General features: G+C 42.9%; 20 protein-coding genes. 9 read left to right on the top strand and 11 right to left on the bottom strand.

Going from position 1 to position 20,909, the window contains the following annotated elements:
- Positions 1-21: 21 nt before the first annotated feature.
- Genes FIU99_RS17565 through FIU99_RS17550 form a run of 4 tightly spaced genes read left to right on the top strand, consistent with a single transcriptional unit; the run spans position 22 to position 4,987 of the window.
- Positions 22-1,140, top strand: a complete 1,119-nt coding sequence (locus FIU99_RS17565; RefSeq protein WP_006960937.1) for an efflux RND transporter periplasmic adaptor subunit — start codon at positions 22-24, stop codon at positions 1,138-1,140.
- 10 nt (positions 1,141-1,150) lie between these two features.
- On the top strand, positions 1,151-4,303 hold the full coding sequence (locus FIU99_RS17560) for an efflux RND transporter permease subunit (protein ID WP_006960938.1): 3,153 nt from the start codon (positions 1,151-1,153) through the stop codon (positions 4,301-4,303).
- A gap of 60 nt (positions 4,304-4,363) precedes the next feature.
- Positions 4,364-4,759, top strand: coding sequence for a VOC family protein (locus FIU99_RS17555; protein ID WP_006960939.1), 396 nt, complete (start codon positions 4,364-4,366; stop codon positions 4,757-4,759).
- 9 nt (positions 4,760-4,768) lie between these two features.
- Positions 4,769-4,987: a hypothetical protein gene (locus tag FIU99_RS17550; protein ID WP_006960940.1), complete on the top strand. Its 219-nt coding sequence runs from the start codon at positions 4,769-4,771 to the stop codon at positions 4,985-4,987.
- A gap of 34 nt (positions 4,988-5,021) precedes the next feature.
- Here FIU99_RS17550 and FIU99_RS17545 read toward each other — a convergent pair whose 3' ends face one another.
- Positions 5,022-6,329 (bottom strand): D-serine ammonia-lyase, encoded by a 1,308-nt coding sequence (locus tag FIU99_RS17545; protein WP_006960941.1) that lies wholly within the window; start codon positions 6,327-6,329, stop codon positions 5,022-5,024.
- 173 nt (positions 6,330-6,502) lie between these two features.
- Here FIU99_RS17545 and dsdC point away from each other — a divergent pair, with 173 nt between their 5' ends.
- Entirely contained in the window at positions 6,503-7,444 is a 942-nt protein-coding gene (gene dsdC / locus FIU99_RS17540) for a DNA-binding transcriptional regulator DsdC (protein WP_006960942.1), read from the top strand.
- Between the two features lie 43 nt (positions 7,445-7,487).
- On the opposite strand, the gene FIU99_RS17535 is transcribed toward dsdC, so the two are convergent.
- The gene (locus FIU99_RS17535; RefSeq protein WP_031342383.1) at positions 7,488-9,251 is read right to left on the bottom strand and encodes a methyl-accepting chemotaxis protein; all 1,764 of its coding nucleotides are present in this window, start codon (positions 9,249-9,251) and stop codon (positions 7,488-7,490) included.
- Between the two features lie 139 nt (positions 9,252-9,390).
- Here FIU99_RS17535 and FIU99_RS17530 point away from each other — a divergent pair, with 139 nt between their 5' ends.
- On the top strand, positions 9,391-9,996 hold the full coding sequence (locus FIU99_RS17530) for a beta-phosphoglucomutase family hydrolase (RefSeq protein ID WP_152472433.1): 606 nt from the start codon (positions 9,391-9,393) through the stop codon (positions 9,994-9,996).
- Between the two features lie 36 nt (positions 9,997-10,032).
- Here the strand turns inward: FIU99_RS17530 and FIU99_RS17525 are convergent, their stop codons facing one another.
- Together FIU99_RS17525 and FIU99_RS17520 are read right to left on the bottom strand one after the other, a co-directional pair.
- Positions 10,033-11,337 carry an inosine/guanosine kinase gene (locus FIU99_RS17525; RefSeq protein WP_152472432.1) on the bottom strand — a complete coding sequence of 435 codons (1,305 nt, stop codon included), beginning with the start codon at positions 11,335-11,337 and terminating at the stop codon, positions 10,033-10,035.
- Positions 11,338-11,448: 111 nt separating this feature from the next.
- A complete protein-coding gene (locus tag FIU99_RS17520; RefSeq protein WP_039952093.1) occupies positions 11,449-11,919 on the bottom strand; it encodes a CreA family protein in 471 nt (156 codons plus the stop codon).
- A 147-nt stretch (positions 11,920-12,066) separates the two neighbouring features.
- Between FIU99_RS17520 and FIU99_RS17515 the strand changes: the two genes are divergently transcribed.
- Positions 12,067-12,567, top strand: a complete 501-nt coding sequence (locus FIU99_RS17515) for a hypothetical protein (protein WP_006960947.1) — start codon at positions 12,067-12,069, stop codon at positions 12,565-12,567.
- 256 nt (positions 12,568-12,823) lie between these two features.
- On the top strand, positions 12,824-13,471 hold the full coding sequence (locus tag FIU99_RS17510; RefSeq protein ID WP_006960948.1) for an HAD-IA family hydrolase: 648 nt from the start codon (positions 12,824-12,826) through the stop codon (positions 13,469-13,471).
- 3 nt (positions 13,472-13,474) lie between these two features.
- Here the strand turns inward: FIU99_RS17510 and FIU99_RS17505 are convergent, their stop codons facing one another.
- From FIU99_RS17505 to FIU99_RS17490, 4 genes are all read right to left on the bottom strand, one after another.
- The gene (locus FIU99_RS17505) at positions 13,475-13,672 is read right to left on the bottom strand and encodes a hypothetical protein (protein WP_006960949.1); all 198 of its coding nucleotides are present in this window, start codon (positions 13,670-13,672) and stop codon (positions 13,475-13,477) included.
- A gap of 277 nt (positions 13,673-13,949) precedes the next feature.
- Complete coding sequence (locus FIU99_RS17500) at positions 13,950-14,576, bottom strand: bifunctional 4-hydroxy-2-oxoglutarate aldolase/2-dehydro-3-deoxy-phosphogluconate aldolase (protein WP_006960950.1); 627 nt, start codon at positions 14,574-14,576, stop codon at positions 13,950-13,952.
- Between the two features lie 12 nt (positions 14,577-14,588).
- Positions 14,589-15,539, bottom strand: a complete 951-nt coding sequence (locus tag FIU99_RS17495; protein ID WP_006960951.1) for a sugar kinase — start codon at positions 15,537-15,539, stop codon at positions 14,589-14,591.
- Between the two features lie 72 nt (positions 15,540-15,611).
- Positions 15,612-17,051: a PTS transporter subunit EIIC gene (locus FIU99_RS17490; RefSeq protein WP_152472431.1), complete on the bottom strand. Its 1,440-nt coding sequence runs from the start codon at positions 17,049-17,051 to the stop codon at positions 15,612-15,614.
- A 264-nt stretch (positions 17,052-17,315) separates the two neighbouring features.
- On the opposite strand from FIU99_RS17490, the gene FIU99_RS17485 reads away from it, so the two are divergent.
- A complete protein-coding gene (locus tag FIU99_RS17485) occupies positions 17,316-18,515 on the top strand; it encodes an enolase C-terminal domain-like protein (RefSeq protein WP_152472430.1) in 1,200 nt (399 codons plus the stop codon).
- 13 nt (positions 18,516-18,528) lie between these two features.
- Here the strand turns inward: FIU99_RS17485 and FIU99_RS17480 are convergent, their stop codons facing one another.
- The 3 genes from FIU99_RS17480 to torT all read right to left on the bottom strand — a co-directional run bounded on the left by FIU99_RS17480 (position 18,529) and on the right by torT (position 20,798).
- Positions 18,529-19,242: a GntR family transcriptional regulator gene (locus tag FIU99_RS17480; protein WP_006960954.1), complete on the bottom strand. Its 714-nt coding sequence runs from the start codon at positions 19,240-19,242 to the stop codon at positions 18,529-18,531.
- A 112-nt stretch (positions 19,243-19,354) separates the two neighbouring features.
- Positions 19,355-19,810 (bottom strand): methylglyoxal synthase, encoded by a 456-nt coding sequence (locus tag FIU99_RS17475; RefSeq protein ID WP_006960955.1) that lies wholly within the window; start codon positions 19,808-19,810, stop codon positions 19,355-19,357.
- 22 nt (positions 19,811-19,832) lie between these two features.
- Positions 19,833-20,798, bottom strand: coding sequence for a TMAO reductase system periplasmic protein TorT (gene torT / locus FIU99_RS17470; RefSeq protein WP_086026963.1), 966 nt, complete (start codon positions 20,796-20,798; stop codon positions 19,833-19,835).
- Between the last annotated feature and the right edge of the window lie 111 nt (positions 20,799-20,909).

Raw genomic sequence — 20,909 nt, 5'->3', positions numbered from 1 at the left:
ATTTACCTAACGGTCTATTTAATGAAAAAAACGTTATTATTCACCGCGTTATCTGGCGCGTTATTTCTTTCAGGATGTGGAGAGCAAAGTCAGGGACAGAAGAACATACCAGCGTCACTCGTTGTCGCTGAACAAGCCATCGTTATTCCTCATCAACAGAGTAAGTCTTACATTGGACGCGTTGAAGCTGTTGAAGACACGAACATCACCGCTCAGGTCACCGGTTATCTAAAATCGCGACATTTCGAAGAAGGACAGATGGTCGAGAAAGGCCAACTTCTATTCACTATCGAGCCTTCGTCTTTTGAAGCTCAAGTTGCCAGCGCTAAAGCGACATTAGCACAAGCGAAAGCCGAGCTGAAAAAAGCAGAGCTCGATTTCGAACGTGGCAAAAACTTGCTTCCTAAAGGTAGCATTTCTCAATCTGAATTCGACAATCTCAATGCTGCATTACTCGGAGCTCAAGCACAAGTTGAAGCAGGTAATGCTCAACTTAACCTAGCTGAAGTCAACTTATCTTACACCCAAATTCGCGCGCCTTTTGCAGGACGAATCAGTGAAAGCAAGCTGAGCACAGGTGATCTTGTCTCTCCTCAGTCAGGCGTTCTCACCACGTTGGTTAGCTTAGATCCTGTACATACCAGTTTCAGTGTCAGTGAGCGAGAGCGATTAGAAATGGGCATCGACAGAATTAAGGGAGATGGTTCAGCCGGTTCCGTAGAAGTTCAGGTTGTATTAGAAAACGGTCAGCCCTTTGAACATCTGGGGCGTCTCGACTTTCTTGGTAATCGCATAGATTTGAATACAGGCACCATAGCCATGCGTGCAGAAGTACCCAACCCAGAGTACCGACTGCTTCCAGGTCAGCATATTCGCGTTGAACTGAGGGAGAAGCAGTCTACTGACGTTGTCGTTATTCCTCGTCGCGCAGTTCAGACCGATCTGGAAGGTAACTTTGTCATGATCGTTGCCGAAGGCAATATCGCAGAGCGCCGTAATGTCGAATTAGGGCGTCAGATTGAAGAAGGCATCATTGTAACTAGTGGTGTGAACTCTGACGAGCAGGTCATCACGCAGGGACTGCAACGAGTGAGAAATGGTGTTCCAGTACGTTTCAACGAAAAAACAGACGTTGAGTAAAGGAGCTTAAATGTTAAGTCGTTTCTTTATCCAGCGCCCTAAGTTTGCGCTGGTCATCTCCATTATATTAACGCTTGCAGGGGCAATTTCACTTGCCGTTTTACCTGTGGCAGAGTATCCAAGAATCAGTCCTCCTTCTGTCAGTGTTTCCGCTTTTTATACTGGTGCGAGTGCAGAAGCGGTCGAACAGGCCATTGCTGACCCCATAGAAACGTCCGTCAACGGTGTCGAAGATATGATCTATATGTCGTCGAAAAGCGCCAATGATGGATCTTACAACCTAAATGTAACGTTTGACGTTGGTACCGATCCTGATATGGCTCAGGTCAACGTACAAAACCGAGTGGCTCAGATTGAGTCTAAACTTCCACAAGAAGTTCGTATGGTAGGCGTCACGGTCAAAAAACGTTCTCCGGACCTACTGATGGTTCTGAACTTCTATTCACCAAACGGGAAGTATAACGACCAGTTCCTCATTAACTACGTAAACCTGAATCTGAAAGACCAGCTGGCTCGTGTTAAGGGCATCAGTGAAGTAAACGTGCTGGGTGGCGGTGAGTTCGCGATGCGCGTCTGGCTTGATCCTGAAAAGATGGCGAACCTAAACCTGACAACCAGCGATGTTCATTCTGCCCTTGCGGAGCAGAACGTTCAGGTAGCGGCGGGGCGTGTGGGCTCAGCTCCATACAGCAGTGCGCAGGAAGTTCAGTTTAACCTTGTCACTAAAGGCAGGCTAGAAAGTGTCGATGAATTTGAAAACGTTGTACTTCGTGCTAACAGCGATGGCTCGACCATTTACCTCAAAGATGTTGCCCGCGTTGAACTAGGTAAGAAGTTTTACGACGGAACGGGTAAATTCCGAAGCCAAGATGCCTCTATCGTGACATTGTCACTTCAATCTGGCGCTAATGCGTTGGAAAGTGGTAAAGAAGTGATGGAACTGCTTGAAGATCTCAGTGTGAATTTCCCTGAAGGCCTGGCTTATGAAACTAGCTATGACACAACGGTCTTTGTTGCTGAATCCATTAAGGGCGTTGTTAAAACACTGGTAGAAGCGATATTGCTGGTTATTGCGGTCACCTATCTTTTCCTTGGTAGTGCCCGTGCGACGCTGATTCCTGTTATAGCTATCCCGGTATCTTTGATTGGTACATTTGCTTTCATGCAGCTGACCGGTTTTACGATAAATACAGTGACGCTGTTTGGTTTGATACTGGCAATTGGTATCGTGGTGGATGACGCTATTCTTGTCATCGAGAACGTCGATACGACAATGGCCAAAGATCCTTCGATAAGTCCGCGCAAAGCAACTCTGATTGCAATGAAAGAAGTGACGGGGCCTATCATTACCTCGACTCTGGTGCTACTTGCAGTGTTCTTGCCTGTTGCGATGTTGCCTGGGATCACTGGCATCATGTATCGCCAGTTTGCATTGACGATCTGTATTTCTGTGGTCATCTCGTCTATCAACGCCTTAACGCTTTCACCAGCACTTTGTTCGTTAGTGCTGAAGCAAGGAGGTGGAAACACCGCACGTTGGTTCAAGGCGTTTAACGGAGGGCTTGAGCGCGTCACGAATCGCTATGGCCAAGTGGCGGGATATTTGGTTAAGAAATCCCTGTTGCTAGTCGTATTCTTCGTTGTCGCTGTGGCGGCGGTGAGTTTTTTCGCAAAAACAACTTCTACAGCTTTTGTACCTCAAGAAGATAAAGGCATCTTGCTGGTTAACGTCCAATTACCTGACTCTGCGTCTTTATCACGTACAGAAGCAACGACTGCCCAACTGGCTAAGATGATTGAGCAAGAGCCGGGTATTGATGGCATCACAGTAGCAAATGGCTATTCGCTTCTAACCGGCGCGGCTTCGTCGAATGGTGCGACTCTATTTATCAAACTCCATGACTGGGAAACCCGAAACGGATTTGAAGGAGAACACTCAGCATCGGCGATTGCCAACCGAATCAACGGTCGGTCGATGATGCAACTGCCCCAAGCTGTCGTATTCGCGATGGGCCCTCCAGCTGTTCCAGGTATGGGCGCCGCATCGGGTTTCGAGTTTGTACTGGAAGATACATTGGGCCGAAGCCGTAGCGATTTAGCTGTAGTGATGAATCAAGTCATCGAAGAAGCGAACAAGCAACCGGAAATTGCCCGTAGCTTTAGTACGTTCCGAGCGAACGTGCCTCACTACTATGTCGATATTGATCGTGAGAAAGCGCAGCAGTTAGGCATACCACTATCTAGCATCTTCCAAACGCTACAGGGTAACTTGGGCTCCTTGTACGTCAACGACTTTACCATGTTTGGTAAGAACTTCCGTGTAACAATGCAGGCTGATGCTGAACATCGCACCGGAATGGAAGATCTTGAACGTTTCCATGTGCGTTCGTCGGCAGGAGAGATGATTCCCCTCAGTACTTTGGTTAGTTACGAACAGATCTTCGAACCTGACGTAGCTTGGCGATACAATATGTACCGCAGTGCAATTATTCAGGGGCAGCCTGCACCTGGCTATTCAAGTGGTGATGCGCTCGAAGCAATGGAGCGTGTAGCTGCAGAAATATTGCCGCAAGGTTATCAGTATGAATGGACTGGTATGGCATATCAGGAAGTGCTTGCAGGCAACCAAGCGATTTTCGCTTTCGCCTTGGCATTAATATTTATCTACCTGTTCATGGTAGCGCAGTATGAAAGTTGGAGTATTCCACTAGCGATCATTCTTGTAGTTCCGATAGCAACATTGGGCTCATTTTTAGCCTTGAACCTAACAGGAACGCCACTCAACTTGTACGCGCAGATTGGTTTAGTGCTCTTGATAGCTCTCGCAGCCAAGAACGCGATCCTCATTGTTGAGTTTGCGAAAGTTGAGCGTGAGGATAAAGATGCCGCTATTAATGATGCCGCTGTAAAAGGGGGTAAGCTGCGCTTCCGTGCCGTAAATATGACTTCTTGGTCGTTTATTTTGGGTATCTTCCCATTGATATTTGCAGCAGGAGCTGGGCACGTAAGCCAGAACTCATTGGGTATTTCACTGATTGGCGGTTTACTGTGTGTGCTACTTGCAGGAACATTCCTGATTCCTGGCTTCTACGCACTGGTGCAGCGTCAACGTGAGAAAATTCATGGCGGTAGCACTAAACTGATTCCGTTAGATGACGACTAATCGAACTTAATGCGATAATCCCCTCAGCTCTTTAAGCGAGGGGATTTTTTCTAGGACGATATGAAAAGTCAGAAAATTGGTTACATGGCATTGGTGGTGGATGAGTATGATGAAGCCATCGAGTTTTATACTAAAAGGCTTGGTTTTGAGTTAGTTGAAGACACAAATCTAGGCGTAGGTAAGCGGTGGGTCTTGGTTTCTCCACCTGGTTCCGACGGTAGCTGTTTGCTGTTGGCTAAAGCAAGCAATGAAAAGCAACTTTCTAGGGTTGGGAATCAAACGGGTGGGCGAGTCTTCCTATTTCTTCATACCGATGACTTCTGGCGCGACTACAAGGATATGCAGAAAAATGGCATAGAGTTTTGCGAGGAGCCACGAGTAGAAGAATACGGCACTGTCGTTGTGTTTAAAGACCTATATGGAAACAAATGGGATCTTCTTCAATTGAAGAAGTAGGGAGAGGTAATGCGAATTCTATTTGACGTTTTTGGAACCAAGATGTCCGTTGAACGTCGTAATGATGAGTGGATTCTGTATCGAGAATCTGAAACAGGAATGCGAGTAAAAATTTACGACGTTTATATTCCTTCAGAGCTAGCTGAGAATGAGCTGCTCACGTTTCTTGACGACATGTACCATGAACATGCAACCGCTACCCAGACCAAAGTGCTTCGGCTCAAGTAAAAAGCTCTGTTTAACAGAGCTTTTTATGGGTAGTTTATTTAGCCAGATATTTGTCCATTTCCTCAGTCGGCACCATTCCGCCTCCCGTTGCCCAGACCAGATGAGTCGAGTTTTCAAGCTGTTTGTCGGAAAGGTCAAGCCGAGTTAAATATTCTTTATCTTCTGAGACGATAACCGGCCCTTTCATCCCAGCCAATGCAGAGGGCTCAAGCTTAATGTCTTCTGTCTGGTTCAGCCTTCTAAGGTGGGAAAACAAGGTTTCATCTGAAACCGTGTAATAGCCGTCGATCATGCGCTCCATCGCTCTACCTACAAAGCCAGATGCTCTACCAACTGCCAAACCGTCCGCTGCCGTGAAATTATCCAGCCCAATTTCCTGAACTGAAATTTCATCATGTAAGCCGGTATGGACACCTAACATCATGCAAGGTGAGTGTGTGGGCTCGGCAAAAAGACAATGTACGTGATCCCCAAATGCTAGTTTCAGTCCAAAAGCAACACCTCCCGGACCGCCTCCTACGCCACAAGGTAGGTAAACAAACAGGGGGTGGTCTTCATCAACCTGGATGTTCATTTCTTCAAACTGCGCTTTGACCCTCTCGCCAGCAACCGAATATCCGAGAAAAAGTGTTTTTGAGTTTTCATCATCAATAAAAAAGCAGTTCGGGTCTTGTTCTGCTTCAAGGCGCCCCTGCTCAACGGCAACACCATAATCACTATCATATTCTTGAACGATGACACCATGCTCCCGGAGTTTGGCTTTTTTCCACTCCCTAGCATCGGATGACATATGTACAGTGACGTTAAACCCAAGTTTTGCGCTCATAATACCAATGGATAATCCAAGATTACCCGTTGACCCAACTGCGATGCTAAATTGGGAGAAGAACGTTCTTAGCTCAGGAGTATTGAGCTTTTGATAGTTGTCGGCTTTGTTTAACAGCCCATGTTCAAACGCAATTTTTTCCGCGTGGGTCAGAACTTCATAAATCCCACCACGCGCTTTAATAGAACCGGAAATAGGTAGTTGACTGTCCATCTTAAGTAGCAACTGGCCCGCAATTTTGGTGTCGTATTCGGCCTCTAAAGCTGATTTCATCGAAGAAATCTCACAAATTGGTGATTCAATGATGCCTTTGCTGGCTTTGGTCTGAGGGAATACGTGTGCCACAAATGGTGCAAAACGGTTTAAGCGTGAGGACGCATCATCGACATCTGATTTATCCAATCCTACGTACGGAAGGGCAATTTCAGTCGTTGTAACGGAAGGATTGAACCAACTCGTTTCTTTTAGCTTAGTGAGCGTATCAATTAGTGGGTACTGCTCTATAAGATGGCGCATAATCTGTTATTGGCTTAAGAGTGATGGTTTGATTAAACCTTTGTTCAACAAGACTAGCAAATGATCAATAATCACTTATGGTTGAATTTATTTCACTCAAAATAAGAAAGAGTTATCGGTTTAGTTAGTTTAAGATAAAATTATTCACTTTAAGCAAAGCCAACATTAACAGAATGAAGATTGATACAAGCACGCGCATCAATACCCAATTGAACGGAATTCAGCTTTCTAAGCTTTATACATTCGAAGTCGCCGCACGTTTGGGCTCTTTCGCTTTGGCTGCGCATGAGCTTTGTTTAACACCTAGTGCAGTCTCTCATCAGATAAGCAAATTGGAGAATGAGCTAAAGCTTCAGTTGTTTGAACGTCAGCATCGTAAGGTCACGCTGACTGCTGATGGTGAGCAATTATTTACGTCTGTGACGTTAGCCTTGTCTCAATTGAATAGCAGTATTGAACAGGTAAAAAGTGGTCATATTTCGGGTGGTTTGACTATTTATGCTAGACCTTCCTTTGCACATGACTGGTTGGCTCCAAGGTTGCACGATTTCTGCGAACAGTACCCGTCAATCGACATCAAACTAATCACGGGAAACGACACGCTTGATTTAAATCGGCATGGTATTGATCTCGCTATCTACTATAGCAATGTGACCCCAGACGCCAGTTGGAGCTTAAAGCTAAATGAAGAGCATGTGATCCCAGTTTGCTCGCCACATTATGCTAATCAATACGCTCTAAACGATGAGACTCGTGATCTCTCACATTGCACGCTATTGCATGACAATCAGGCATGGCACATTCACTCTCAGCTCGATGAATGGAAATATTGGCATGAACATTACGCTGAGTTTGATATACAAAATTGTCGGTCAGTCGGATTTGATCAGTCGACTCTTGCAGTAAGTGCAGCAAAACATGGGGCAGGGATTGCGATGGGGAGATGGAGTTTGGTGAAGGAAGACATAGAGCGAGGAGACCTTGTGATGCCTTTTCCTAACCGATTGATTAAATCAGGTTATTATTATTACCTTATTGGAGTGCAAAGAACGATATCTGCCAAGCAGAAGTGTTTTGCGGATTGGATCTCCCGCCAGCTACAAATATGCAAATAAAAAAGCGCTTTGTTTAAAAGCGCTTTTTACCTGTTGTCTAATTCTACTTTGATGTTTGGAATTCTGCTACGGCTTGGTCCATCTCACTCGCTTGCAAAGAAACTTTGTCGACTTCATTCAGGCAGTTTTGAGCAGAGTGCATGTTCCCTTCGGAGATGCTATTAAGCTCTGTAATCGACTCACTTACTTGGTTCATAACGATGCCTTGCTCTTCAATCGCAGAAGCTATTCTTTCCGAGTTAGCTTGAATATTGGTCATGTCAGTAATGATCTGACCTAAGCTTTCATCCAATGTTTCTGAAGCTCCTAGTGTTTGTTGTCCTTGCTCGTTACATTGATCTATATTGGTCACAACTGTTGCCATTTGGGTCTGGATAGCGGTGACGACTTTTGTAATTTCTTCAGTAGATTGATGTGTTCTACTTGCAAGCGCGCGAACCTCGTCGGCAACAACCGCAAAGCCTCGTCCTTGTTCACCAGCACGCGCCGCCTCGATAGCAGCATTAAGCGCTAATAAGTTGGTTTGCTCTGCAATACCTTGGATGATATTAACCGCATCACCAATTTTATCTACATGATCGTTTAAGGAGCTGATTGAACCTTGGCTATCAGACAGAATCGACGATAACTGGCCGATGTTTTTAACCGTTTCTTCTACAACTTCTCGGCCATGTTGAGCGTTGACAGAAGCCTGTTGAACGCCTTCGACCGCCACTGCAGTGCTTTCTGAAATTTCATTAATGGTCGATACCATTTCTTGTACAGAAGTCGCCATTGTCGATGTGTGATCAGCTTGTACGTGGAACTGCTCAATAACACTCTGTAACTCGTTGTGCATACTTTGAGTACTTTGTGAAAGTTCAGAAGACTTGGATTGCGTACCAGAAATAAGTGCTTCTAGTTTGTCCAGTAATCGGTTGAAGTAATTACCAATGGATACGAGTTCATTTTTTCCTGAAAGTTGAGAGCGAAGGGCAACATTATTTGAGCGAGCGATTTCCTGAATTATGGAAAGTAGGGCTGCGACTTGTAGGTTAATCGAACGAGAAATTTGGAAGATAAAGCCGAGAATAAACACCACGACAGCAATACTGACGCCTTGTTTGATTAACGTTAGCTCTTTTCTGGTAATTTCACTTTGTTCATCGAGTGCTGCTGCGAATGTTTTAAACTGTGTTTCTACTGCATGGGACAACCCGCGAGCATCTCCGAGTAAACCTTCGTTATATTTGAGACCGATAGTTTTCTTCTGAGCAACAACTTGATTAGCTGCAGCGATTAACTGGCTCGCATTGCCCGGTAATAATTGGGCTTGGACTTCACCCTTAGCAACGTTTTTGTCGAATTCGAACAGGTTAACTAATTGTTCGCTGGATAGTGAAGGTTTGAGTTCTTTCAATTCTGTGTTGTATTTTCCAAGGAGCTTCTCTTCTGGTTTTAGTCCAAGTGCATCAAAAGCATTAACGAGGTTGGTAAACCCACTTTGATACTTCAAGATATCTTGCCTGACCTGGGAGCTTGAAGGCAGATCATTATCATCCAAAACAGGAGCTAGTTCAGACTCGAGATCAAGAAAGATATCCATATTCTTGTTGAACTTATCAAGGTACTTCATGTCCTTCCTAAGAAGGAAATCCTTTTCATTTCTCCTTAGATTAAGAAGGCGAATTTCCAGCTTCGCTACAAGTAGATTAGCGTTATTAAGTTGATTGGTGGTTTGGGCGAAATGAGAGGTTGTTAAGAGTAATGATACAACCCCTAAAATGGCGACTGCACCTAATGAATACAGTTTATTCTTGATATTCATGAGACTACCTGAGTTAATTGAGCGGTTAGTTTTATTTACTTCTTTTTGAAGAGTAGTTGCTATTTATAGATATATCAATTGATCTGGTCTGGCCAGAAAAATATGGATACTAACAATGTTAAAGGTGGGAAATATCAGAATGTTGAAACAATTGGAGCGATATCAAGGTTTAATCTTTGATATGGACGGAACCTTAATAGATACCATGCCGTCACACCTAAAAGCATGGGAGATAACGGCCACTGAATTTGGATTTCCTTTTACACAAGAATGGCTTCATAGCTTAGGTGGTATGCCAAGCTATAAAATAGCGGCGGAAGTCAATAAGAAGCATGGTTTAGCACTGGACCCTATGGCTGTTTCTGCTTTCAAGATGAAGGCGTTCAGTGAGCTGGAGAATTTTGGATTACCTATTGAGTCTACTAACGAAGTTCTCGAGCATTTTTATGGTAAAAAGAAAATCGCGGTAGGAACGGGGAGCCAACGCGAAAGCGCAATGCGGTTACTGTCAGAAAGCCAAATCCTCGATAAGCTGGATACTGTCGTGACGGCGACAGATGTTAAACACCACAAACCGAATCCAGATACGTTTTTGATTGCAGCTCAAGAGCTTAACTTATTGCCAAGTGAATGCGTGGTTTTTGAAGATACAGAGCTAGGTAAACAAGCCGCACACTCAGCGAAAATGGACTGCGTCATGGTAGAAAGCAGTGGGTTGGTTTTCTATCCGTGCCCACAAGAATAAGGAAAGAGCCGCATAAATGCGGCTCTTTTTCGTTTGTTATCTGTCCCAATACGTTTCTTCGAGGCTGTCTTCACGTTCAGGCAGTGCACGTGTTAAACGAGGTGAATGCTGGGTCAACACTTCGTAGCTTACGCGGTTCGCGTACTTACAGATCTGAGACAAAGAAGAATATGTCAGATAAGGCTGATCATGCTTCGATGAGTTTGGCACGTTTACTTGGTGGTGGCTATTAGCCGCCATATCATGTAAAAGTGCCGACAGTGCCGCGTCTCCAGCGCCGTTGGTATTCTTGATTTCTAGTGGTCCACCTAGGTATGGGCCAATATGAGAATATACTTTTACAGGTTTCGCACAGTCGCTTTTACGCATCGCTCGGCTAAATTCGTACTTATTGAACTCTGGAATGTTACCTGGTAGTAGAGGGAGCTCAGTGGTACGCTTGACGGAATCTTCTGTATAGCCCGCCATATATAAACCTACTGGGCCAGACGTACACAATACAAGATCAACCCATTCCAGTGCTTTATCTGCTGCAAGGAGAGGATCTTTTTCATCGGTGAGGGCTTCACCTTCTTCTTCGTTCATTGCAACGATAGAAATGTTTTCTTTAATGTAGTTTTGCCACCATTCCGCATTGCCTTCAATGACCCACTTTGTACCAAGAGTCAGTACAACAGGTACGTTTTTAGATTTAGCAATTTCGATCGCTCGCGCAACGGCTTGCGGCATTGGATCTTCTGGGTTACCACGCATCAGGTATGAAGACACAACTAAAGCGGATGCTTTATCAAATACGTCTTCAGGAATACTATCCGGACGCAGTTTGTTCATGTGACCTTCATTAATAGCAAACGTGCGCTCGCCATTTTCTGATATTAGTGTGTAACAGCGACCGATAGAGCCTTCTACCATTTGGAGATGGTTTAGGTTCATACGAGAAGAAGTACGGCATAGATAGCGGTATGCAAAAGAGCCTACTTCAATATTCTTAGACATTACGCCCAGCAACACAGATTTGCTGTCAGCTAATACTGAGTAGTTGTGAAGTGTGTTACCAATCGTATCACCAGGGTATTGGTGAGTAATGAGTTCACGCTTTACCAGCTCTTCATACAATGCGTCCGCTTTGCTCTCTTCTAAGACCAGAGAATGTCCCTTACTCAAGTCGTACTTAGCTAGGAAGTCATCGTCTACGCGAGCTTCGATATCAACAATTGTTTGGCCAACGCCGACAATGATAGGTCGGTAAAGCTTTGGAGTTTGCTTCATTTGGTTGACAAGTGGATCACGAGCGTGAGTAGGGAAGTAGTGCTTAGATTTGCGCTGTCCAGGAAACTTCATTTTTAGAATGGGGTTGGAAATTTTCGCGCATCATATCACATCAATGTAAGATTGCTTTCATTTTTATTACATAAAAAAGAGCCAAACTGGTACGTTTGGCTCTTTTTTCAACTACTTTTCAGCGGTATGGATGCCATAGGCTTTAGTACCCCATAGTGGCACCGTCGAAAGGCTGTGTTTGAAGCTACCCGATGTCTCTTTAGTAGAATAAGACAGGTACATCAGAGTTTGGTTTTCCGAGTCGAAAATCCGACGAACTTTCATACTTTTAAAGAAAATACTTTTAGACTTTTTAAATACAACTTCGCCATTTTTTGACTTATCAATTGCCGCGATCATTTCCGGTGTGATTTCACCCGTTTGACGACAAGAAATAGAGCTATCACTTGGGTCTGCCAAGCTGAAGTCAGCCTCAATGGAAGCGATATGGCATGTAACCCCCGTAACAACGGGATCTTTGAGGTGATTGAGCTTGATGTCTTTCATGGTGAATAAACCCAGGCTGACATCGCCAACTTCGTTATTGTCACAGGCGGTTAAGCCGAGAGCTAAAAGAGATATGGTCGCAACTTTCCTTAACATGGTGTTATTTGTCCCAATGATGAAATTCCGTTAGTCAATTGAGCTAGTTTGACACAGAAATCGCCAGATATCCTTAAAATACTTGAGACATCAGATCGTTATCGCTAAGCTTCACGGTAATCCCGTTAGAAAGCAGCGTTTACTGATATGAGCAATAGTGCGATTTCGATTGTTGAAACTAAAAACCAATGGCTAAGCCAGCATATTGATGTTGAGTTTCCAACTAAAGAAAGCTTAGCGGGTCGACAGCTATATTTAGCGAAAAGCCAAGATAGTCAGTTTGAAAGATTGGTAGGCCTTCCTGAGCCAAGTACAATATTTTCAGAGCAAGACATCTTTAAAGTCGATTTTCATCGCCTCACCGTCATGTTCTCTCTGCTTCAGTCTAAAAGGTGGGAAGAACAGAATGAGCAAGAGTTAATCGTTGAGTTTTTAAGTCAGATAATTTTCTCTGAACCTTGTGATCTTTATGTCGGTTTTCAAAATGGAGAACCGTCCGCCGCTGCAATCATTACTAAAAATGGCAAAGAGCTCTTAGTTTCTGACGTTGTCAACTTATCTGGTAACAACGATGAGTTTGTAGCTTCCTTGTTAACGCATTCAACGTTAGAAGCAACAAATTGCGAAGCGATATATATTGAGTCTTAACTTCACTTTCCTGTAGCCTCTAGTGTTTTCTAAAAATCTATAATAGCTAACCAGTGTTGCGCCATCTCGCCTAGTCCAGTTCTGAAGCTATTTATGTCATTAGTATTAAATTCATGTAATTAGGGCATAAATTAGTGACAAGCTCGGGGTTTTTACCATGAATTAAGTTACATTTATTTGAAGTGTTAACCCCATCATTTCAATCTCTATAGCGTGGAATAGTATTTTACTTAGTACGTTAAGAAAGGAAGGCGGAATGGGTAAACCTCAAACTCAATGTGTGATATTTGATTGCGACGGTACTCTAGTCGATAGCGAACGGTTGTGCTGTCAGGCTTTATGCGATGTCTTTAATCGTTATGATGTCCACCTGTCGTTAGATATGGCGATAGAGCACTTTGAGGGAGGTAAGCTTGCCGATATTCTTACCGATATGCGAGACCGGCTTGGTCTTTCAGTTTCTCTTGATGAACTTGAGCCAGTTTACCGCGAAGTGCTCGAGCAACTGTTTGAAGCTCACTTGAAGCCAATGGACGGCGTGTTTGATGTCATTAAATACCTTGAAGCAAGGGGAATCGAGTATTGCGTTGCGTCTAATGGCCCAAAAAACAAAATAGAAAAAACATTACGAATCACCGGATTACTGCCTTACTTCAAAGGCAAAATTTTCTCAGCATTTGATACCAATAGTTGGAAACCTGAACCTGATTTAGTGAAGTACAGTGCAATGAATATGGGCTTTACACTTAACGAATGCATCTATGTAGACGATACACCAAAAGGTCTCGAAGCGGGAGTTCGCGCTGGTGTTAAAACCGTCCATTTAGTTGGTCTTAACGATAAAATACATTCGGAAAAAGTTGTGAGGATTAAAGGTCTGAGAGATCTAGAAGCTCTAATCTAACCGTTAAATTGCATATTGATTAACACTGATGTGTTTGGTCAATTTTGGAGTCACAATAGGCTGTGTGACTACTACCTGCTTAATATCTTCGAAAAATGTACCACATTGAGCACATAACATACTGTCTGTTTCTGACAGAAGGTATTCCTCACTACCACATAGCGGGCAACACAGTACTTGTTCGTCTTGGTTTGATTCCATGAATGCTCCCGCAGCAAAAAGGACCAAAATTCTGAGCCCTATTAAGTCTTTTTAGTTATTGTTAATCAGCTTAATAGCTAGATTATCTGTATGCAATGCTATTCTAGTTGAACAATCTCTTGAATATGCTCGGTTTAAGAGATTTTCATTAACTATGAGAGTGAATTCATAAAATTGACCGCGTTGGTCAGCGAATATGGGTAGAACAGGGTTGAAGCTATAGGTATTTGGAAATGGCACGCTCCATAATTGGAGCGTGCAAATGAGTATCAATGCTCTATTTAACTAATTGAACTGCCTCACGTGTAAGTCTGGCGAGCTCATCCCAGTTTTTCTCTTCAACAAGCTTTTTGTCGACCATCCATGTACCACCACAAGCTAAGACCCTTGGAATCGAAAGATAGTCTTGGATATTGTTAGTATTAATACCACCTGTAGGCATAAGGCTTACATCAGAATACGGAGCAAGCAAAGCTTTCACCATGTTCACGCCACCTGAAGCTTCCGCTGGGAAAAACTTCAGTGTCGTAAGGCCCATTTCTAGAGCCGCTTCAATGGTACTTGGGTTATTTACACCCGGTATAATATCGATTCCAATTTCCTGGCAAGCCTTTACGGTATTAGGATTAAATCCTGGTGAGACAATAAAAGTTGCACCTGCTTCCTTAGCGGCAATAGCCTGTTCTCTATTTAATACGGTGCCTGCGCCGATCAGCATCTCGGGTTGAGATTCTCTTAGTAAACGTATTGCTTCAATAGCGGCGTCTGATCGAAACGTAATTTCAGCTGCTGGTAACCCGTTGTCTGCCAGTACTTTTCCTAGAGGGACAATATCTTTTGCATCTTCAATAGCGATTACTGGAATGACTTTGAGTTTTTTTAATTGTTCGTTGATAAGTGACATCGTTTTACCTTATTAAATGAGTGCGAGCTGGGTGTGCTTAGGGTCAATAATAGCTCCCCGATGCTGGATAACAATGCTCGCCAATTTGTTACCCATTTTACATGCTTGTTCTAATTTTGAACCATTTAAATAAGCCGCTAAGAACGCGCCATTGAATGAGTCGCCTGCTGACGTTGTATCAACAACATTCTTAACTGGTGTAGTTGTGATACTCTGGGTTTTCTTACCGTTTTGAGACAAAAGACAGCCTTCGCTCCCAAGTTTTACGACTACGTTTTTAATGCCTTGATCTTTTAATCGCATCATTGTTTCTTCAGAGTTTTTGTCGCCCCACAGAGCTTGTTCATCTTCATAAGTAACAATCGCCGTATCGGTAATAGAATACATCGCGTTATAAGCTGACATTACTGATTGGTTTTGGTCATTTGGCCAAAGTGCAGGGCGGAAATTACTGTCAAAACATAATTCAACGCCCTTTACTTTCAACTCCTTGAGTAAGCAGAGTAATTTATGCCTGTCTTGCTCCGGTAGTATCGCAAGTGTTATACCACTGATATATACCATGTCGACATCAACAAGCTGCGACGCGATAGATTCAAAGTGAGGGTGCTGAATCAGCCAACGCGCCGCAGAGTCATTACGCCAATACATAAATGTACGTTCGCCTTCTTCGTCTAGTTGGATCAAGTAAAGGCCGGGTGTTTTGTTTTCACAGGTCAACACATACTCAGTATTAATCCCTTCTTTCTTCCATGCGTCTACCATACCTTGGCTGATGGAATCGGTACCTACAGCGGTAACGTAAGATACTTTCGCCGATTCGCCTGATGTAAAAGCTCTCTGAGCGCGATTTAGATAGATAGCTGTGTTAAGCGTATCTCCACCATAGGCTTGTTGCATGTTTCCAAATGGTGATCCGTTAAGCTCAATCATACATTCCCCGATAATGGCGATATGTTTCATGTAGGAGTCCTCATATTGAGATAAAGAAAGCCGCAAGTGAGGGACAAGCGGCTTGTTTTCAGGAGATAACGCTTATTTAGCTTCTATTTTCACGAATGCCATCGTTAACGCAAAAGACAGAATAAACACGCCACATACACCGAGAATGGCTTGGATGAAGTTCTGTGTTCCGCCAGACAAGTATGCCGGAAGACTGAAAACAGACGACAAGATATAGCTAGTTAGGTGGGTATCAAGAGTTACTGATATTGCACCAAAGATGCCAGCAGCTAAGCTCGCCATAAACAGGGCCTTAGTATAATTCGTCAATACACCAAACAGAGCTGGCTCGGTGATACCAAGAATAGCGGTTACCCCGGAACTAGCTGTAATTGAAGAGTTTTCTTTAGAAACGAACTTACGCTGCTTGTACCACACCGCAAACGTAGCACCAGCAATAGCAAGGTTACCAAGACACATGATCGGCATGAGCAGGTCTTTACCATAAAGTGCGAAGTTGTTTAAGCTGATTGGCGTCATGCTATGGTGGATACCAAATACTATGGTAATTGGACGCGTAATCCCAAAAACAAAGCCAGTTAAAGTCGGTGAAATTTCTAGTAATGAACTCACGATCCACCCAGCTCCATTGCTCAACCAAATACCTAGAGGTCCAACAAAAGAGAGTGTGAGTGTTGATGTGATAGCAAACGCTAATAGGGGGGTGATAACAGGCTTAGCCGCTGATGGAACAATACTGTCAACAAGTGGTGTAACTTTTGAAAGCAACCATACTGCCAAGATCACAGGAACTATCGCTCCGCCATAGTTTAGCAATTCAATAGGGACAGCCCCTAAAACCGTTAATTCAGTTGGTATGTTTGCTTCTTTTAACGCAGCGGCTTTTTCTATTAGCTTCGGTGACAGCATTGCAGCTGCCACAGCAACAGCGATGTATTCGTTAACACGAAACATTTTCGCGGCCGAGAAAGAGACCAAAATAGGTAGAAAGAAGAATACGGCTACAGAAATAGATCGAAAGAAGAAAACGGTATCGGAGTTTTCTGAGATCACCTCAGTCGCTATAAGGCCTGAAAGTAAACCCATAAGCATACCAGCCCCCGCAATTGCAGGAACAATCGGACCAAAGATGCCTGCTACTATACGCATTGCGCCTTGGAAAAGTTTGCCATCTTCTTTAGTAGAACCAGCGCTATTAGAGTCCGAACTAGGTTGGCTTGTGGGAAGGGCTTTAAACCATTTCTCAACGTCTACGCCAATAATAACCTGAACTTGGCCTTGCTTAATTACTACGCCTTTGACGCCTTGCAGCGACTTCAGTGTGTTTTCCTTCACTAGAGACTCGTCTTTTAGCTTAAAACGCAGGCGAGTCATACAGTGTGTAGAATCAGTTATGTTGGTTGTTCCACCAAGGGATTCAATCAGATACTGTACTTTCTCTTTGATACTACTCGTTTTATTAGGGCCAATATTGCTTGGATCTAATGCACCTACAGATTCATCTATCTTCATATACGACTACCGCTATTAATTAATCTACTTGATTGGGACTCATACTATAGATATTAGTCTGTCTTCCAAATGGCTGAAACTGAGAGTTTTGTCACAATTAAAGTCAAGTTGAATCAAATTCTAATTATTTTTTCCAATTGGTCTGTTTTTCATTGAAAACTATAACAATTAACGAACCAATTATTTTTTTAATAATATTAGGGCTTGAAAACGAAAAATTTAAATTGTTATATAAGGAAAATTCTGAGTAAGAGTCGTTTAATCGTGAACACAACAATTATCACTGATGTAGAATGCATCATTACAAAACCAGATAGACATAATTTAATTACCGTTATAGTTCATACTAATAATGGTACAGTAGGTTATGGGTGTGCAACATTTCAGCAACGTCCTTTAGCTGTTAAGACTATGGTTGATGAATATTTAAAACCATTACTTATAGGTAAAGATGCTAACAATATTGAAGACTTGTGGCAGATGATGATGGTAAATGCATATTGGCGGAATGGCCCTGTGATTAATAACGCGGTATCAGGAGTTGATATGGCCTTATGGGACATTAAAGCCAAGCAAGCAAAAATGCCACTTCACCAATTGTTCGGTGGAAAATCACGTGATGCGATTGCGGTGTACACACATGCAACCAGTGACTCTATGGAAGGTTTATACGAGTCGATCGATAACTATTTGAAACAGGGTTATCGACACATACGTTGCCAGTTAGGCTTTTATGGCGGTGTTCCTGAGGCATTACATACCACACAAAACCCAACTGTTGGTTCATACTATGATCAAGACCAATACGTAGAGAACACTGTCACCATGTTTAAATTACTTCGTGAAAAATATGGAAACCAATTCCATATTCTTCATGATGTGCACGAACGATTATTTCCCAACCAAGCGGTTCAGTTTGCTAAAGACGTAGAAAAATACAAACCCTATTTTATAGAAGATATCCTTCCACCTAATCAAACCGAATGGCTGGATAATATCCGTAGCCAAACATCAGTTTCTCTTGGCCTAGGCGAGTTATTTAACAATCCTGAAGAGTGGAAATCTCTAATTATTAATCGTCGGATAGATTTTATTCGCTGCCACGTATCTCAAATTGGTGGTATTACTCCAGCGTTGAAACTTGGTCACCTATGTCAGACATTTGGAGTAAGGATTGCGTGGCACTGCCCGCCAGACATGACACCTATAGGCGCTGCAGTCAATATGCATCTAAACGTTCATCTACACAATGCTGCTATTCAGGAACATGTCGAATATAAAGAAAATACGCGCAAAGTTTTTCCTGGTGCGAGTGAACCTAAAAATGGCTACCTTTATGCATCTGAGTTGAGCGGCATAGGCGTTGAAATCGATACAGAAGTTGCTGCCGATTTCCCAGTGACTTATAGGCCCCATGAGTGGACGCAGAGCCGTCTACCAGATGGTACTATCCACACACCTTAAAAAAATAGCCGCTTTAGCGGCTATTTTTTTCTCTAAATTCAATGTCTTCAGTATTGAAAGGGGTATGGTAAGTACATTGGTAATCGATATCGATAACATTGCTGACAATAAACACTTCACCGGACTTTAAAAAACCGCGATTGGTAATGTTCATTGCAGCAGTGGATCGTTTACAGCCAAATAGTTTGGCGTCCTCAGCAGAGATGTTTATCGCTCGATAAGTGGTGAGATACTTTTCAATCTTTAGCCCAAGCTCTATGGCATGCTTTTGTAGAGAATGTTCTACAATCTCATCACTCATTTTGGGGAACATTTTCACAGGTATTTTAGTTTCTTCAATCTGAGTGACTTTACCATCAATTAACCTTAGCCTTTTTAAATTCCATATATAATCATTGTCATCAAGTAGAAATGCTTGTTTTTCTTGGCTGTCGGTTAATCTTTTGTTTATCTTTATTTTCTTATAAGAAATTTCATTGAAACGTTTTTCAGTAATAGAGTTATATATTAGCGGGCTGCTGTCCAAGTTTTTGTATATGTAAATTCCTGAACCAGATTTTATATATATAATACCAATTGATTGAAGCTTTTCTAAAGCCTTTCTAATGGTAAATCTAGATACGTTATAAGATTCAGATAATTCTCTTTCAGTAGGTAATTTCTCGGATATTAATTTTTGAGAAATTTTACTAATAATATCTTGAACAACAAATTCATATTTCTTCATCGATTACATTTCCGGAATATGAAGCCAACGAATACTGTTAATTTTAACACAACTGGGCAGGCTTTTATTTGAGTGGGAGGACTTAATGATACAAAGCCCTCCTAAGAAAACTTTATGTTCGATCTGCAAGATAAGCTTCGTAATCTGGGATTTCGATGTCGACTTCGGATTCAATTAAGTCAGACTCGATTAGGAAGTTTGCCGTTGCGCGGTTAGTGGCGACTGGGATGTTCCATACACTGGCGATACGGAGTAGGGCTTTTACATCAGGGTCATGCGGTACAGCATTGAGTGGATCCCAGAAGAAGATAAGCATATCGATTTTTCCTTCCGAAATCAGAGCGCCAAGTTGTTGGTCACCGCCCATCGGTCCGGAAATCATGCTCTTTATCGCTAGGCCTGTTTCTTTACTCAGCATGGAGCCTGTTGTGCCGGTCGCGTACAGAAAATGGCGCTGAAGCTTTTCTTTGTGCTCAGTAACCCAGCGAAGTAGCTCTGGTTTACAGTTGTCATGCGCAACAAGAGCAACATGTTTGTGTGCAGGCATAGTGCGAGTTGTTTTCTGCATTCTAGATTGTTCCCTAATATTTCTAATTATTTACGTAAAATGTTGGTCGATACTCTGATGGAGACAAAGAATCCGATATCACCTGAGGTTTTAAGTTTTCAGGTGTCAATGCCTCAATGATTGGAGCTTCACTTTTCTCGTAAGGTTCACCTTTCAGATAGCTTACCGCTTGTTTTACAGATAATCGACCTTGTTTAACCATTTTGTCAGTAGGCGCAAATTCTACGCGATTTCTCAGCAGGCCGCGGTAAACGCCGTGACTGAGGTAAGTTGAAATTAGTCCTATCTGATCCGTTTTTCCTGCTGTCCTTAATTCGCTGATCGCCGCTTCAATCGCTACAGCACTGCCAACTATATAATCTAGGTCTTCACGCTCGATTGATTGCTGTACAAGGTTTCGCTGAAGCTCTTTGTCATTATCTGCCCAGTAGGTTTCAACAATCTGAATATCACTGTCTTCAATAGCACTGAGAAAGCCACGGATAACAGGCTTAGTTCCACCACTAGAATCCGGACCTGGGAGTAAAACAATATTTTTAGTCCCAGAACCTCGGGGGTGTTTATCCTTCAAATACTGCCCCGTGTAATAACCCATCCAATACCAATCGACGCCAACTTCGCCTTTGAGCTGTTCTCTTGAATGGCTACCCAAAATCAGTTCATTAACACTCGCAAAAACAGGAATATCAACTGCGAATTGGCGCAAATTGTTCATGTATAGATCAGGGGCGACTGTGCCCAAGATAATGGCGTCCGCTTTCCATCGCTGGCAGTTCTGAAGTTGTTCTTTTTGTTTAATCTGATTTGGGTATCCGCCGGCTTCAAACACTTTTAAATCAACCCCTAGCTTTTTAGCCTCGTCTACCATGCCATAGTTAACAGAAAGCCAATAAGAGTCTTTAAGGTGGGGGTAAAGCGCGCACAGTCTTAGAGGTGCTTCAGCGGCAGACAAAGAAGTCGGTAAGAAGGAGTATACCGCAATGGCCATTACAAACAGTCGTTTTAGGGAGAAAGCTGGAAGCATGATGTATATCGTTGGTATTCGTTACATAAACACTGCAAAATATAGCGTATTCCCACAGTGCAAAGAAGTGTATTT

It is taken from the genome of Vibrio sp. THAF64 (genome assembly GCF_009363455.1).
GTDB classification, from domain to species: domain Bacteria; phylum Pseudomonadota; class Gammaproteobacteria; order Enterobacterales; family Vibrionaceae; genus Vibrio; species Vibrio coralliilyticus.
Note: the sequence above shows the minus strand (reverse complement) of the source record. Positions and strands in the feature narration are given on the sequence as shown.

What these genes read in the sequence shown, in the direction of transcription:
- FIU99_RS17565 (WP_006960937.1), top strand. Translation starts at nt 22, where the DNA reads ATGAAAAAAACGTTATTATTCACCGCGTTATCTGGCGCGTTATTTCTT.
- FIU99_RS17560 (WP_006960938.1), top strand. Translation starts at nt 1,151, where the DNA reads ATGTTAAGTCGTTTCTTTATCCAGCGCCCTAAGTTTGCGCTGGTCATC.
- FIU99_RS17555 (WP_006960939.1), top strand. Translation starts at nt 4,364, where the DNA reads ATGAAAAGTCAGAAAATTGGTTACATGGCATTGGTGGTGGATGAGTAT.
- FIU99_RS17550 (WP_006960940.1), top strand. Translation starts at nt 4,769, where the DNA reads ATGCGAATTCTATTTGACGTTTTTGGAACCAAGATGTCCGTTGAACGT.
- FIU99_RS17545 (WP_006960941.1), bottom strand. Translation starts at nt 6,329, where the DNA reads ATGCGCCATCTTATAGAGCAGTACCCACTAATTGATACGCTCACTAAG.
- dsdC (WP_006960942.1), top strand. Translation starts at nt 6,503, where the DNA reads ATGAAGATTGATACAAGCACGCGCATCAATACCCAATTGAACGGAATT.
- FIU99_RS17535 (WP_031342383.1), bottom strand. Translation starts at nt 9,251, where the DNA reads ATGAATATCAAGAATAAACTGTATTCATTAGGTGCAGTCGCCATTTTA.
- FIU99_RS17530 (WP_152472433.1), top strand. Translation starts at nt 9,391, where the DNA reads ATGTTGAAACAATTGGAGCGATATCAAGGTTTAATCTTTGATATGGAC.
- FIU99_RS17525 (WP_152472432.1), bottom strand. Translation starts at nt 11,337, where the DNA reads ATGAAGTTTCCTGGACAGCGCAAATCTAAGCACTACTTCCCTACTCAC.
- FIU99_RS17520 (WP_039952093.1), bottom strand. Translation starts at nt 11,919, where the DNA reads ATGTTAAGGAAAGTTGCGACCATATCTCTTTTAGCTCTCGGCTTAACC.
- FIU99_RS17515 (WP_006960947.1), top strand. Translation starts at nt 12,067, where the DNA reads ATGAGCAATAGTGCGATTTCGATTGTTGAAACTAAAAACCAATGGCTA.
- FIU99_RS17510 (WP_006960948.1), top strand. Translation starts at nt 12,824, where the DNA reads ATGGGTAAACCTCAAACTCAATGTGTGATATTTGATTGCGACGGTACT.
- FIU99_RS17505 (WP_006960949.1), bottom strand. Translation starts at nt 13,672, where the DNA reads ATGGAATCAAACCAAGACGAACAAGTACTGTGTTGCCCGCTATGTGGT.
- FIU99_RS17500 (WP_006960950.1), bottom strand. Translation starts at nt 14,576, where the DNA reads ATGTCACTTATCAACGAACAATTAAAAAAACTCAAAGTCATTCCAGTA.
- FIU99_RS17495 (WP_006960951.1), bottom strand. Translation starts at nt 15,539, where the DNA reads ATGAAACATATCGCCATTATCGGGGAATGTATGATTGAGCTTAACGGA.
- FIU99_RS17490 (WP_152472431.1), bottom strand. Translation starts at nt 17,051, where the DNA reads ATGAAGATAGATGAATCTGTAGGTGCATTAGATCCAAGCAATATTGGC.
- FIU99_RS17480 (WP_006960954.1), bottom strand. Translation starts at nt 19,242, where the DNA reads ATGAAGAAATATGAATTTGTTGTTCAAGATATTATTAGTAAAATTTCT.
- FIU99_RS17475 (WP_006960955.1), bottom strand. Translation starts at nt 19,810, where the DNA reads ATGCAGAAAACAACTCGCACTATGCCTGCACACAAACATGTTGCTCTT.
- torT (WP_086026963.1), bottom strand. Translation starts at nt 20,798, where the DNA reads ATGGCCATTGCGGTATACTCCTTCTTACCGACTTCTTTGTCTGCCGCT.